General features: G+C 31.1%; 13 protein-coding genes. 7 read left to right on the forward strand and 6 right to left on the reverse strand.

Annotated features, from left to right (window positions below; translation table 11 throughout):
* Positions 1–117: 117 nt before the first annotated feature.
* Complete coding sequence (locus ACE193_RS07585; protein ID WP_375562401.1) at positions 118–543, reverse strand: Fur family transcriptional regulator; 426 nt, start codon at positions 541–543, stop codon at positions 118–120.
* 264 nt (positions 544–807) lie between these two features.
* Here ACE193_RS07585 and fsa point away from each other — a divergent pair, with 264 nt between their 5' ends.
* Positions 808–1,464, forward strand: coding sequence for a fructose-6-phosphate aldolase (gene fsa / locus ACE193_RS07590; protein ID WP_375562402.1), 657 nt, complete (start codon positions 808–810; stop codon positions 1,462–1,464).
* Between the two features lie 95 nt (positions 1,465–1,559).
* Positions 1,560–2,333, forward strand: coding sequence for a shikimate dehydrogenase family protein (locus tag ACE193_RS07595; protein ID WP_375562403.1), 774 nt, complete (start codon positions 1,560–1,562; stop codon positions 2,331–2,333).
* A 135-nt stretch (positions 2,334–2,468) separates the two neighbouring features.
* On the opposite strand, the gene murQ is transcribed toward ACE193_RS07595, so the two are convergent.
* Complete coding sequence (murQ, locus tag ACE193_RS07600; RefSeq protein ID WP_375562404.1) at positions 2,469–3,266, reverse strand: N-acetylmuramic acid 6-phosphate etherase; 798 nt, start codon at positions 3,264–3,266, stop codon at positions 2,469–2,471.
* A 643-nt stretch (positions 3,267–3,909) separates the two neighbouring features.
* Between murQ and ACE193_RS07605 the strand changes: the two genes are divergently transcribed.
* Positions 3,910–4,542, forward strand: coding sequence for a hypothetical protein (locus ACE193_RS07605; protein ID WP_375562405.1), 633 nt, complete (start codon positions 3,910–3,912; stop codon positions 4,540–4,542).
* Entirely contained in the window at positions 4,542–7,058 is a 2,517-nt protein-coding gene (locus ACE193_RS07610; RefSeq protein WP_375563349.1) for a T9SS type A sorting domain-containing protein, read from the forward strand. Before ACE193_RS07605 ends, ACE193_RS07610 begins: the two co-directional genes overlap by 1 nt.
* A gap of 128 nt (positions 7,059–7,186) precedes the next feature.
* Here ACE193_RS07610 and ACE193_RS07615 read toward each other — a convergent pair whose 3' ends face one another.
* The 3 genes from ACE193_RS07615 to uvrC all read right to left on the reverse strand — a co-directional run bounded on the left by ACE193_RS07615 (position 7,187) and on the right by uvrC (position 10,806).
* Positions 7,187–7,942 (reverse strand): hypothetical protein, encoded by a 756-nt coding sequence (locus ACE193_RS07615; protein ID WP_375562406.1) that lies wholly within the window; start codon positions 7,940–7,942, stop codon positions 7,187–7,189.
* A 13-nt stretch (positions 7,943–7,955) separates the two neighbouring features.
* Positions 7,956–8,855, reverse strand: coding sequence for a hypothetical protein (locus ACE193_RS07620; protein WP_375562407.1), 900 nt, complete (start codon positions 8,853–8,855; stop codon positions 7,956–7,958).
* 100 nt (positions 8,856–8,955) lie between these two features.
* Positions 8,956–10,806, reverse strand: a complete 1,851-nt coding sequence (gene uvrC / locus ACE193_RS07625; protein ID WP_375562408.1) for an excinuclease ABC subunit UvrC — start codon at positions 10,804–10,806, stop codon at positions 8,956–8,958.
* Positions 10,807–11,130: 324 nt separating this feature from the next.
* On the opposite strand from uvrC, the gene ACE193_RS07630 reads away from it, so the two are divergent.
* Positions 11,131–11,616: a hypothetical protein gene (locus tag ACE193_RS07630; RefSeq protein ID WP_375562409.1), complete on the forward strand. Its 486-nt coding sequence runs from the start codon at positions 11,131–11,133 to the stop codon at positions 11,614–11,616.
* 64 nt (positions 11,617–11,680) lie between these two features.
* On the opposite strand, the gene ACE193_RS07635 is transcribed toward ACE193_RS07630, so the two are convergent.
* The gene (locus tag ACE193_RS07635; RefSeq protein ID WP_375562410.1) at positions 11,681–12,388 is read right to left on the reverse strand and encodes a hypothetical protein; all 708 of its coding nucleotides are present in this window, start codon (positions 12,386–12,388) and stop codon (positions 11,681–11,683) included.
* A gap of 516 nt (positions 12,389–12,904) precedes the next feature.
* Between ACE193_RS07635 and recA the strand changes: the two genes are divergently transcribed.
* Both recA and ACE193_RS07645 read left to right on the forward strand, forming a co-directional pair.
* Complete coding sequence (recA, locus tag ACE193_RS07640) at positions 12,905–14,059, forward strand: recombinase RecA (RefSeq protein WP_375562411.1); 1,155 nt, start codon at positions 12,905–12,907, stop codon at positions 14,057–14,059.
* A 172-nt stretch (positions 14,060–14,231) separates the two neighbouring features.
* Positions 14,232–15,245 carry a methyltransferase gene (locus tag ACE193_RS07645; protein ID WP_375562412.1) on the forward strand — a complete coding sequence of 338 codons (1,014 nt, stop codon included), beginning with the start codon at positions 14,232–14,234 and terminating at the stop codon, positions 15,243–15,245.
* Positions 15,246–15,301 lie beyond the last annotated feature (56 nt).

The following is a 15,301-nucleotide window of genomic DNA, read 5'->3' on the forward strand; positions in this document are numbered from 1 at the left end:
AAAAAGAATACGTTTATCGAAAATAATTAAAAATTTACCGAAATAATAAGATTTAAGCTGTTTTTAACAATGTGGTTACCAAAAAATTACATATTCCCTTTCAAGTTCTTTTCTTTACTAAAAATTACACTTCTCACACGTTCCACTCAACAGAAATTCAGCTTCTTCTACTTTATAACCTTGTGGTAGATTCAAATTAGGAAGTTGAATTTGAGATAGACAATAGACATGTTCGCATTTCTGACATTTAAAATGAACATGATTTTCTTTGTGTTGATGCTGCTCACAATTACTTTCACAGAGTGCATATTTTGCCTGCCCAGACATATCAGGGACTTTATGCAAAATTCCTTTTTCTTCAAAAGAAGTCAGTGTTCTATAAATAGTAACTCTATCAAAGTCTTCTCCGACAAGCTGCTCAATATTTTGGTGTGAAAGAGCCACTTGTGCTTCCAAAAAGGATTCTAAAATAGCCATTCGACAAGGAGTTTTGCGAAGTTCATGTTTTTTTAGAAATTCAGAAGGCGAAGGAAATGTATGCATGGAAATTAGGAAATGGGAAATGGGAAATGGGAAATGGGAAAATACTGTAAACCATTAAGAGAACTATCACAAATTACAAAAATACGAAAAGTCAATTTATTTTTCTTGCAATAAGAAAAGGCTTTTTGATAGAAAAAACGCATCTTTGTAGAATAAACTTGTAAAGCAATTCTAATTTCTAAAACGAAATCAATTAGATTTAGTTTTTAGTAAGAGATTAATACAAGAAAATTAAAAACTCTTCACTATTTTTAAATAAAACACATGAAATTTTTCGTAGATACAGCCGACCTTCAAGAAATCAAAGAATGCCAAGAATTAGGAATTTTGGATGGAGTAACCACCAATCCTTCTCTTATGGCAAAGGTAGGAATTACAGGAAAAGATGCCATTTTTAGTCATTATAAAGCTATTTGTGATATTGTAGATGATAATGTGAGTGCAGAAGTTATTGGTACAGAATACAAAGATATTATCAGAGAAGGCGAAGAACTTGCCGAAATTGACTCTAAAATTGTAGTAAAAGTACCAATGATAAAAGATGGTGTTCGTGCTATCAAATATTTTTCGGATAAAGGAATTCGTACCAACTGTACACTTATTTTTTCAGCAGGGCAAGCAATTTTGGCAGCTAAAGCAGGTGCAAGTTATATTTCTCCTTTTATTGGTCGTTTGGATGATGTGGGAGCTGATGGCATGGAACTTATCGAACAATTAGTAGATATTTTTGGAAATTATGGCTTTCAGACAGAAATTTTGGCTGCTTCGGTTCGTCATACGATGCACCTTTTGCAATGTGCAGAAGTGGGTGCAGATGTCGTTACGTGTCCTTCAAACGTAATTATGGGACTTTTAAATCATCCTCTTACAGACAAAGGATTAGCTACATTTTTGGCAGATGCTAAGAAGTTGAATATGTAAAACGGATGAGTGATAAGTGATTAATGGTTAGTGATTAGTTGAAAGACAATATTTCTAACTAATCACTTATCACTAAAAATTAATCACTAAAAACTATGTTTGGACTCATTGGCAAAAAACTTTCTCATTCATTTTCTAAAAAATACTTCACAGAGAAATTTCAAAAATTAGGTCTTTCTCCAAAAGAAGGCTATATCTATGAGCTTTTTGAATTAGATAAAATAGAAAATTTTGAAAATTTAATTAGAGAAAACCCAACTTTAAGGGGGTTAAACGTAACCATTCCTTATAAAAAAGAGGTAATTCCATTTTTGGACAAACTTGACCCAACAGCAAAAAAAATTGGTGCAGTAAATACGATAAAAATAGAAAAAGATGGAACAAAGATAGGCTACAACACAGATTATATTGGCTTCAAGAATAGTTTAGAAACTTTTTTGAATTTAAAACCAAATATTAGCTTTAAAGAAAAAGCCTTGATTTTAGGAACAGGAGGAGCAGCACAAGCCGTAAAAGTAGCTTTAGAAGATTTGAATATTAAGTTTGATTTTGCTTCCTCCTCTATAAACGAAATTCAAAATCATTCAAATTATAAAACTCTTCCTTATTCAAAAATTGATATTTCAGATTATAAATTAATTATCAATACTACTCCTTTAGGAATGTATCCAAATATTGAAAATTTTCCTCCTTTATCAGAGCATAATTATTCCAAAATTGATGATAGTTATTTTTTGTACGATTTAGTGTATAATCCAGAAAAAACAATCTTTTTGAAAATAGGAAAAGGAAAAAATGCAAAAATTATTCACGGATTAGAAATGCTACACGGACAAGCCGAAGCTGCTGCTGCTATTTGGGAAATTTAGTGATTAGTGGTAAATGAATTAATTATCAGTTGATATTCTATTTCAACTAAATAGTCGACACTGTTTCATAAAGTATATTTGTATTTCTCCTTAAACTCTTCAATCTCTGTGGTTACAATGTATTTGTATTTTCAATTAATATAAATTCAAAACTTCTCTCACACTTCCATATTTTAATAGTAATTCTTTTGCTTTTTGTTCTGAAATTTCTAATTCTTCTACCAAAAAACGTGTTCCTCTTTCGATGAGTTTTTGATTAGAAAGTTGCATATCAACCATTTTATTTCCTTTCACTCTTCCTAATTGTATCATTACAGAAGTAGAAATCATATTCAAAACTAGCTTTTGGGCTGTTCCTGCTTTCATGCGAGTGCTTCCTGTTACAAATTCTGCTCCTACAATTATTTCAATCGGAAACTGACTTGCCCTTGCTACTTCTGAACCTGCATTACAGACAATACAACCTGTCAAAAGTCCGTTTTGATTTGCTTTTTCTAATCCTCCAATCACATAGGGTGTTCGTCCAGAAGCTGCAATTCCGATGAGTGTATCATTTTTTGTAAGATTATAACTTTCTAAATCTTTCCATGCTTGTTCTTTATCATCTTCGGCAAACTCTACGGCTTTTCTGATGGCAGAATCTCCCCCAGCAATAAGTCCAACAACTAAATCATGAGAAACACCAAAAGTAGGAGGACATTCAGAAGCATCAACAATACCCAAACGTCCACTTGTACCTGCACCGATATAAAAAAGTCTGCCTCCGTTTCTCATTCGTTTTGTGATTTCTATCACTAACTTTTCTATGTTTTCTAGTACTTCTTTTATAGCAAAGGCGACTTTTTGGTCTTCTTGATTGATATTAATTAGTAAGTCCTTGACAGACATTTTTTCTAAATCTGAATAAAGAGAGTTTGATTCGGTGGTAAGCATTTAGATTATTTTTTTTAGGTGGAGATATAATTATTTGACTTTTATTTTGTACATTTAAAGAGCAATAATTGCTCAGATTTTTTTTACTTTTTTTATTATAAAGTTGTAAAGAGGAATAATTACTGATTTTCAATGCTTTACATAATTAAAGCAAAAATATCTACACAAGCACCAAAAAAAACAAAATATAAAATGGAACAATACACTTATTTCAAAATAAAATTTGCTAAATCAATTTAAATATCTAAATAAAAAGTTATTTTCTCAGAAAAAGAAAATAATATTTGTACCTTTGTGAAAATTTTTATTGCTTATTACTTACACAAAAAACTTAACATCATTATACACATAATTTATATAAATAAACCGTAAAGACAATTAGATTAACTAATATTATCTCGTATTTTCCCTCAATAATCCCTTACTTTCCATAATTATTAAAACAAAATTATGAAAAAAATTATTACTATATATTTTTCTATTCCTTTCTTTTGGAATAAAAGCACAGAATGTTCAGAATTATGTTATTACAGCTGGTTCTAATGAAAACCTCGTAGATGGAGGAGGTTGGACTCAAATTATTGGTTCAAATCAACTCAATGTTGCTTCAGCAATTACAAACATAGGATTTGAAGTTTGGTTTATGGGCGAACGTTTTACAACCTTTTCAGCCAATACAGGAGGAGTAATGCGTTTTGGTAATACACAAATAGTTGGTGGCGCAAATAGTCCTGGTGTACCTAGAAATGCAAGAGTCTGTGTTTTTGGAGCTTCTATAGAAGTTACTGCTGATAGATGGCGTACAGAAAACAATGGTCAAGTTAGATATAAAATGATTGGAACAGCTCCTAATAGAATATTAATAGTGGATTGGGTAAATCTAAGAATGGAAGGGAGTGCTAGTACTAATACAGGAATATCTCGTTTTCAAGCTCATATCTATGAAACAGCTCCTCCCCCTACTAATACAAATGGAGGGGTTGTGAAAATAGTATATGGTAGGATGTTTATACAATCTCATGCTGCTACATCCATTTGTGGATTCAGTAGTGATACTTTTACCACTACTTGGACAGGTATTGGATACGGTAACTCCAGTACAGATGTAGTGTATATTAATACTGATAATCATGCTAGTGTAACTGCCACAAATCGTTCTTATGGAACTAGTTTAGAATCCTGTAATGGTTTTGGTGCAGCACCAACTAATATAACTTCTCTCAATAGTAACAGTAATGGCAATCGTCGTTTTATAACTTCAACCCACCAACAGTAATTGGACAAGAAGTAGATGTATCAGCAAGTTGTCTATCAAGTACATCTTTTAATTTGAACTGGACGGATAATGCTACCAATGAAGTAGGAATTGTACTTTATCGTTCTGTAAATGGTGGTGCTTACGTTTTTGACAGACAATTACCAGCAGACACAGAAACAACAACCATTACAGGACTGACTCCTTCTACAAATTATAGCTATCAAGTTTATGCAGTAACAGAAGGCAAGTTAAGTACCTTAGCTCCCACAGGTACAGTATCTTTTACTACTTTACCTGCTACTGCTAATGTTGTATATTCTATTACAGATGGAAATTGGAATAATCTGTTTACTTGGATTACCAGTTTACTTCCTATATTTTCCAATGATGTTATAATTGGTTGTATTGACCCTGATATAGTTACTGTAAATACTCCATTAATTACTAATATATGCAGAACACTTACAGTAGAAACCGGAAGCCAACTTAATTTCAATGTAGGAGAAACACTTAGAGTTCAAGGTGATGTTACTAATAAAGGAACAATTGATGTAAATGGAGGAACACTTATAATAGAAGGAAACTTAATCAATACAACAAGCTCAACGGTAAGTATAGGCAACGGTACACTCATAGTAGAAGGAAGTTTTCAAAATGCAGCCACAGCCACACTAAATGGAAATACTGGATTATTTAGGTTAGCAGGAAATTTCACGAATCAAGGTGCATACAACCCAAATACTTCCACCATGCGTTTTGATGGAACTACTCAACAACTTATTAATCATACAGGAACAAGTAATTATAACTCTTCTAGTACAGTTACTTTTAATACAAATGAAATCTTGCCATTAGATATTCCACCAATAGGAACAGGCGGTGGTGCTAATAATTTAAACGGAGGCAATGGAGTAACATTAGCTGGCTTAAATACTTATATTTCAGACCATGTCCGTATAGTAACCTTTAACGTTCCAGCAGGAACATATACAGGAATAAATAACCTTTTAGTGGATATAAATCATACTTGGAATTCTGATATAGAAATGTATTTAGTTACTCCTAATAATACAGTTTATTCTGTAGCTGCTGATATGGGTGGAAATGGAGATGGTTATGATAATGTTACTTTTACAATGAACAATCCTCCTGCGACTACTACTGCACCTACTGGAAATACAACTATTACAGGTAGTTTTTTTCCAATAGAAAACTGGAATGGTTATGCAGGAACTTATGTAGGAACTTGGTCTTTGTACATTATTGATGATGCTGGTGGTGATTTTGGGACTTTAAATACAACTTCTCTCACACTCAATCAAGTCTCTACACCACCACCAACAGGATTACAGTTTTTTGATGTAGAAATGCAAAATACAGGAATAGAAGTTCGTACTCAAAATACAGATATTATAGTAAATAATTCTGCCACTTGGACAACTGGAATTTTCAGAGCAGATAACAATCACCTACTTATTTTCCCTGATAATACTACTTCAACTGTTGCTATTAATGCAAGTCATGCAGATATGAGTGTACGTAAAATAGGAAATGATGCCTTTGATTTTCCAATTGGTAATGCAGGCTGGGGTGCACCGATTGGAATTTCTGCTCCTTCTGATGTAGTAGACCATTTTACTGCCTATTATGTAAAACAAGTTACACCTTATGACCCTTTTTCCAAAGAAGCAACTATTCATCATGTCGGACAATGTGAATACTGGATTTTGGATAGAGCAATTGGATCTTCTTCGAATGTAGTAGTTACGCTTAGTTATGATGATATTCGTAGTTGTACTGTAGGACCTACAGGATTAAAAGTAGTACGTTGGGATGGCGCAATTTGGAGAGACCATTTTAATGGAGGGATTATAAATACACCTTACGACGGTGTTTTGAGTTTGGGAACAGTAAATAATTTTAGTCCTTTTACACTTGGGGCATTAACTGATGAAAATATTCTACCACTTACTTTCTTATCTTTTGATGCAAAACCATTAGAAAGTGATGCTATTTTAGATTGGACAACAACAGGAGAATTAAACCACGATTATTTTGAAATTGAACGCTCTATAAATGGCGAATATTTTAAAGAAATTGGAAATGTAAAAGATGCAATCTCAAGAGATAATACTAAAAGTACTTATTCATTTATCGATAAAAATGTAGGAATAGAAAACAGAGAAGCCTATTACCGTCTGAAACAAATTGATACAGACGGTACTTTTGCTTATTCTGACATCAAAAAAGTAAATTGGAGTATCAACAATTCTGAAAGTGAACCTATTTTTGTAGCTTATCCAAACCCATTTACAGATATTCTAACTCTTGAATTTGATTTAGAAAAACAAAAAAATATAGAAATTACTTTAATGGATATGGCAGGACGTACTATCAAAACTATTTCTCAATCTTTCTCAAAAGGGAGCAATAAATTAGAATTAAATAATCTTCAAAATTTAGCTCAAGGAAGTTATTTGATACAATTAAAAACCAATCTTACACACAAAACTTTTCAAGTTGTAAAAATGTAGTTATTAAGAATATCTATTCTTGAAATAGTATTACAGGTATTTAAATATAAGTCAGACAGTCTTTAGATTAGATTGTCTGACTTTTTTATAGACTCTTATTTGAATATTTTTTTTTGTTGATCATTTTTCTATTTAATTTCTTTATACGAAAAAGGACTCATTATTTTTCCATTCTTAGGTACAATTTCATAATACTTTGTTTGTGTGTTTTTCTCTCCGTCTATAAATAAATAGGTAACTGCTTGAAAACGAATAACACTATCTTTATCAAAAATAAAGTTGGTAGAGTAGTATTTTGGCTTATCAAAGTGAGGTTCTATTATGAAATTGGTATATATAGGTGTTGTTGCCGTTAAACAAAGTGTAGAATCAAGAAGACCAATTTGTAGATAATCTCCAAAACGATTTCCACCAAAACCAAATTTATTTCTTTCATCATCTAAAATTATCATATAGTAATGATAAAGTAGATTTTGATGAATGGAAAATATAGGTTTTGAACTTGATTTTGAATAGAAATATAGTTGTGAGTCTAAATCTTTTATTTTATAATAAGTAGAGTCTTTTGAACTTTGTACAAGCTGACCAAGTAAAGTAGCCCAATCTAATGTTGCTATTTTATTTATTGAATCTAAAAAAACTCTATTTTCTCTAAATAGGTCTAGTATTTTTCTATCTCTTAGGTTATTTCCTTGATCTAAAATATTTTGTTCTATTTCGTATTCTGTCTTATCAAGAATTTCTTTATCATAATTCTTCAGAAGTTTTATACTTCTCAAAACAGCCTCATTTTCCTTTGAATCATCATTTCTAAGAAATAAAAATCCAATAAAAACGAATATTAATAACCAAAGAAAAATCAGTGTGCTTTTATTTTGCAACATTTTTGTAAAAATCTTAATGTTCTTTAAAAATTATATGTACTGACATAATCGTATCTCTACTACAACCAACAGGAAGCTTAATTTTAAATTTTTGCTCCCCTGTTCTGTATTCTTTTGGAATAATAATAAATCCATTTTTATCAAAACTCGTTGTGATATTTTCTGGATAAATTATACGAGATGTTTTATCAAAAGGAAAAGAAACAGATTCATATATGATATATTCGCTTTCTTTAGCATTTGTTTGTCTTGATGGACTTAGATAAGGAATTACTTTTGCCTCTTCTATTTTCAAACCATAAGGAGCATAATAATTTTCTTTTGTGAGTAATTTTGCATCTTCATAATGCATTTTTGCAAGTTGCGCCTCAAAACGAGCATAATGAAAAACTCTCAAATAATCATCTGTATCAAAATAAAAGTCATTGATTTGCTGGTCATTCATTCCATTTTCAAAAACGAAATCTTGATATTTTTTGGCGAAAATAGTATCTAGTTTTGAAACTTTGTCTATATAATCGTAAAAAGCAGTTACGACTTTTGGATTATTTATTTTTAAAGGCGAGTAATTTTTTTCATTTGCTTCGTCTGTGATTTTATTATCGAAACAAATTTTAAGCGTTTCGAAGCACACTTCTCTTAGCTTTTCCAGTTTTAGTTCAAGTTCTGAATAGTTTTTTACTGCACATTTATCTCCTTGTTGAATTAATAAATTTTCTTTTGTGTTGTCCTCTAGGCGATATGATAAATGCAAGTAACTATCCCTCAGAAACATATTCTGCTCATAGCCTTTAATTAGAATCATTTTTTCCTGATTGGTATATTTTTCTTTTATAAATTCACTATATCCAAAACCAGATAAGAGAATAAACAAGATAAAAATAGGCAAATGAGGCTTTTTGAGGTATTTCATGAAAATAGAATTTATTTTGAGATACTTCTATAACGTGAATTTGAGAATAATGATATAACCTTGCCGTTGTTGGTGTCCCCACCAACGACATAAACCTCCATTAACTCAACAAATCAGGATTATTCTTAATATATTCTTTGATAAGACGAGTACGATTTGCACCAATCAATTCTTTCAATTCTTCATCAGAAGTAACTGCAATTTTTTTGATAGATTTATATTCTAAAAGAAGTTTTTCAATGGTTGCTCTTCCCACTCCTTTTACATTTTCTAATGGATTACGAAGGGCATTTTTACTTCTGACATCTCTATGAAAAGTAATAGCAAAACGGTGCGCTTCATCTCTCAAATGTTGAATGAGCTTTAAAGAAGGTGATTTTTTATTGATATAAATTGGGTGTTGGTCTTCTGGATAAAAAACTTCTTCCAAACGCTTTGCAATTCCGACAATAGGAATCTTTCCATACAAATCTAAATCTTTCAAAGCCTGCGCTCCAAAACTCAACTGTCCTTTTCCACCATCGACAATTACCAAATTTGGCAAAGGCTGTTTTTCTTCTAAAAGCCTTCTATAACGACGATAAACCACTTCATACATAGTCGCAAAATCGTTTGCCCCTTCTACTGTCTTGACGTGGTATTTTCTGTAATTTCTCTTTGAAGGTTTTCCATTCATAAAACAAACCATCGAAGAAACAGGATTTGTACCTTGCAAATTAGAGTTATCAAAACATTCGACGTGCATTGGCAATTCTTTCAATCCCAAATCTTTTTGAAGTGCTTCGATAGCAAAAAGTCCTTTTTCTTGTTTCTTTTCTGCAAAATCTAATTTTTTTCGTAGTCTTTCTTTTTTAAAGTAACCTACATTTTTGAGTGATAAATCTAATAACTTTCTTAAATCTCCAATTTTTGGATTAATAACTTCTACTTTTGGCAAAGGAACTTCTGCCGAAATATTACTCACAATTCGCTGTGCTTCACTTCCAAAACGCTGCCTAAATTCTACGGCTACCATTGGTAAAATATCTTCTGGAGTTTCTTCAAGACGTTTTTTGTAGGATTCATTGGCTGTATAAACAATACTTCCATCTTCAATTTTGAGATAATTTACATAAACTGTCGCTTCATCATCTAAAAGAGCAATTACTTCTGTATCCGAAATATTCGGATTTGTGATAAGTGACTTACTTTGGTAAGTATGAAGAGCTTCCCATTTTTCTTTTGCTTTTTGGGCTTCTTCAAATTCCATTTTTTCGGCTGCTGTTTTCATTTTTGTTTTGAAATATTCCTTTGCTCGGCTTGTTTTTCCTGCCAAAATATTTCTAATCTGTTCAATATCTTTCAAATACTCCTCTTCTTCTTGCAAACCTTCACAAGGTCCTTTGCAGTTTTTGATGTGATATTCTAAACAAACCTTATATTTTCCTGCTTTTACATTTTCTTCACTCAAGTTGAAATAACAAGTTCGGAGTGTATATAATTTTTTGATAAGTTCGTTGAGTGCATATAGTGTTTTTCCATTTGTGTAAGGACCATAATTCGTTCCTTGATTTTTATTCGGATTTCTAGTTGTAAAAACTCTAGGAAAAGGCTCATCTGTAATGCAGATATAAGGATATGATTTTCCATCCTTTAATAAAATATTATATTTTGGTTGGTGCGCCTTTATCAAATTATTTTCCAAAAGCAGCGCATCGGCTTCACTATCGACAATCGTAATTTCTACATTTCGGATTTCACGTACAAGCTGCCGAGTTTTTCGGTCGTATTGGTGCGATTTAGTAAAATAACTAGACACTCGTTTTCTAAGCTCCTTTGCTTTTCCTACATAAATTATTTCATTATTCTCGTCTTTATATTTATAAATCCCTGGTTGGCGTGGAATATTTCGGATTACATCTTTCAAATGCTCTCTTAATTCTTCTTTATTTTTTGGAGTTGATTGGCTCATAATTTTCTATCAAAAATTCCTTATTTATTTTGCTTTTTATTCTAACTCAAAAATAACGGTTTTGTCTTTTTGTAGCTAAATCTATTTCAAATTTTTAGTTCAAAATAAGAAATATGATTTTTTAATGAAAACATTTTAAATTTACTTTCTTCCTTTCCAGTTCACCAAGGCAATAATTCAATAAAATCTTCAAAAAATTAAAAAAACACATACTTAAAATTGTATGATTCATTTTTTTTTTTTACATTTGAAACTATATACTTATTTTTTTTATAAAAAAAGTGTTTATTTATATTTAATACTTTTCAAGTAACTACATTTTCCATGAAGTATTCATTTTATTTTTTGATGTTTTTTTTATCAATAGGATTATTTTCTTGTTTAGATAACAAAGAAGATATTACACAAGAAACAGTTGTTTTACCTTTCTTAAAAAAGCAAGCTATTAGTAGCGAAAAACTCCCTACCAAAATTACAAATAGGAAAGAACTAGAAACAGTTCTTAATTTTCATTATAAAAAAATCTTTTCTAAAATCCCAGCACAAGATTTAGCTGCTTTTATAGAAACAGTTGAGTATAATGAAAGAGGAATTACAACTTTTCGTTTTGATTATTTAAAAAAGAATGTTTCTGAAGAAGATTTGAGAATTATTTATGAAACTCTGTTTATTATGAAAAAGAAAAGTGCAGAAACCATAAAGGGGAGAGGGTGGAATTTTTATGAATGTCCTTTTGTAGGTTATAGGTGTTATGGTCCAGGAAGTTGTTTGAAAGCTGATGGGGATTGGATATGTACTTGTAATTGTTAGTTTTAACTTTCTCTTGAAAAAAACACAATGAATTTTATATTTCATTGTGTTTTTTTGAATATTTTTAAGACAACAAAAGTTTCTTACCATATTTTTTATCTAGTTCTGTAAAAGCAATTTGCCTTTTAGACGAAGATTTAGAAACTCTTACTTTTGCAGCCATTTTTTCATATTCTTTAATAAGCGTGCGTTCTTCTTGTGGCTCAAAGAAATAAATATAACCTGCCGACATTCCTTTTAGTGTATCTTCTTCATCGTTCAAATCAATAAAATCTCCCAAAAAAGGTACAAAACGAAAAAACATCAAAAAATTCATATTGATAGGATTTTTATCTATTGTATCAGCAAGTGTTTTGTCTATAATCGCTATTTCTTGTCCTTCATTTACTCCCAAAACATCATCAAAATAAATAATTCCTTCTTCTACATCTACATCAATGATTCTAAAAAGAGAAGTATAAGAGTTTTCAAAAGAGGGAACAAATTTATTTAGCAAAGCAATTTCTTCAGCTTCTTTTTGTTCTTCTAAAAAAATCTGATATGCTTTATACTTATTTACTCGTTGTTCTAAAAGTACATAATCTGTAAAACAGTTGCGATGAGCATTGGTCTCAAAATTTATTTTTGTAGTATTTTCTTTATTGTTGATACTTCCAAAAGCAGGAATAGCTTCTTGCACAAAATATCCATTATAAGCATCAAAAACAGCTTGAAGACTTTTTCTCATGTCATCTGCAAACGTTTTATAATAATTGAGTGTGTAATTTTCCATAATTTCTATATAATTTTTACTTCTGTAAACGTGTAATTCAGTTTTATTAGATTAAAATAATAAGCCTACAAAAGTACAAAAAATAATAGCGATACAGATTTGATAGGATTTATAAAAACTCAAAAAAAGTAAATTATTTTTTAGTTCGTAAATCCCTTACGTTCTGCACTCTTAATTTTGTAGTATCCTTAAAAGAAAAGGTAGCTGATACTTTCCAAAATGTCAGAAAAAAAATCAAATTAATTTTTAGTTCGTAAATCCCTTACGTTCTACTCTCTTAATTTTGTAATATCCTTAAAAGAAGAAGGAATATAACAGATATTTTTAGTGTCAAGAAGAATAGAAAAATTTAAAAAAAAAGTAAATTATTTTTTTACTACGTAAATCCCTTACGTTCTGCACTCTTAATTTTGTAGTATCCTTAAAAGGAAAAAGTGTAAAAAACAGTTTTAGTAACTGCAAAAAAACACAAATTAGTTTAGTAAATCATTTATCACTCTTATATATATTTCAATTATGGCAAAAGGAGCCGACGACCAAAAAAAGAAACTAGAAGCACTAAAAGTAACTTTAGCAAAGCTTGACAAAACGTATGGAAAAGGTACAGTTATGAAACTGACCGATGATAATGTAGTAGATATTCCAAGCATCTCAACAGGTTCTTTAGGGCTTGATATTGCTCTAGGAATTGGAGGATTACCTCGTGGTAGAGTAGTAGAAATTTATGGTCCAGAATCTTCTGGTAAAACTACACTTACTCTTCATGCTATTGCAGAAGCCCAAAAACAAGGTGGTTTGGCTGCTTTTATTGATGCAGAACACGCATTTGATAGAGTGTATGCTCAAAATTTAGGTGTAGATTTGGATAATCTTCTTATCTCTCAACCTGATAATGGTGAGCAAGCCTTAGAAATTGCCGAACAGCTTATTCGTTCAACAGCGATTGATATTGTAGTAATTGACTCTGTCGCTGCTCTTGTACCAAAGGCAGAATTAGAAGGCGACATGGGAGATTCTAAAATGGGTCTGCAAGCACGACTTATGTCTCAAGCTCTTCGTAAACTGACAGGTGTAATTAGCAAAACACAATGTACTTGTATTTTTATTAACCAACTTCGTGATAAGATTGGTGTCATGTTCGGTAGCCCTGAAACAACAACTGGTGGTAATGCACTCAAGTTTTACTCTTCTGTTCGTTTGGATATTCGCCGTATTGGAGCAATCAAAGATGGCGACAAAATCACAGGTAACCGTACTCGTGTGAGTGTTAAGAAAAATAAATTAGCTCCTCCTTTCAAACAAGTTGAGTTTGATATTATGTATGGACGAGGAATTTCTAAAGCTGGCGAAATCTTGGATTTAGCTGTTGATTTGGATATTGTAAAAAAATCGGGTTCTTGGTACTCTTATGGAGATAACAAACTCGGACAAGGTCGTGATTCTGTAAAAGCTCTTATCGAAGAAGATGAAGTGCTAATGACAGACCTTGAAGGACAACTTCGTGAACTTGATAAAGCTGCTATTGCAGCCGAAAAAGACGGAAAATCTTCTAAATCTAAAGGTAAAAAAGCAGAAAAAGCAATAACTGCAACTGCTGATGCCGAAAGTGAAGACGAAGACAACGACGAAGATTTTGTCTTTGAAGACGAAGAATTAGAAGATGAAAAATAATTTCTATCTAATTCGCTTAAAAATGGATTTACTTCATCTATTTGTTTGATATATCAAAAGACCTTCTGCATTGTGGAAGGTCTTTTTTTGATACATTTACATTTATAAGGTAAATTTTGTAGATTCACAAATCTTAGATTTTAAATAATAATTATCCCTAATAAACTATCCTATGCAAAACACAATTAATAAAAAACCACCTACTCAAATGCGTGAAATCATGACTCAAATGGTTTCTTCAAGATGTTTGAGTGTTGCAGCCGAATTAGGCATTGCTGATTTAGTTGCTAATCAAGCCAAATCTACAACTCAATTAAGTCAAGAATTAAATGTAAATGAAAATGCTCTATATCGTTTAATCAGAGTTTTGGCTGTACAAGGGATTTTTGAACTTGATGAAAATCTTATGGTTTCTAATAATGATGTTTCTTATTTTTTGCGAGAAGAAGCAGATGGTTCTCAACGAAATTTTGCACGAATGATGGGAAGTCCTTGGATGTGGAAAGTTTTTAATGATTTAGAACACTCTATTGCTACAGGAGATTCAGCTTCTGAAAAAGCCATGGGATTTGAAAATCTATTTGAGTTTTTTAAAAAAGGTAGTCCAAAAGATGGAAAAATATTTAGTCAAGCTATGTCTAGTTTTTCGTACGCTTTTGATGAGCCTTTGGTAAATGCATACAATTTTAGTAAATATAAAAATGTGATAGATTTGGGAGGAGCTGAAGGACAGTTACTCAAAGTAATCAAAAAACATTATCCTGCTATTCAACCAATTTTATTTGATTTGCCTCACGCCATCGAACAAGCAAAACAAAATGATACTAATGGAATTTTGGAATATGCAAAAGGAGATTTTTTTAATTCTATTCCTGCTGATATAGATTGTTATGTAATCAAATATGTATTGCACAACTGGAATGATGAAGATTGTATCAAAATTCTCAAAAAATGTAGAGAAGCAATTCCTTCAAACGGACGTTTGTTAATTATGGATATGGTAATAAAAGAAGACGAAGCACAAGTTTTTGAAAAGTCATTAGATATTGTAATGTTGTTACTTTTGGGAGCAAAAGAACGCACCAAAGAAGAATTTGAAGATATACTAACTAAAGCAGGTTTTAAATTAAATGCTGTTTTTCCTACTAAAAGCCCTCTTAGTATTATTGAAGCAATTCCTGCGTAAAAGATTTTGATTTTTTTGTAGAAAAGACCTTCTATTTTTTTTGGAAGGTCTTTTTT

It is taken from the genome of Bernardetia aquimarina (assembly GCF_042180575.1).
In the GTDB taxonomy this organism is placed as follows: Bacteria; Bacteroidota; Bacteroidia; order Cytophagales; family Bernardetiaceae; genus Bernardetia.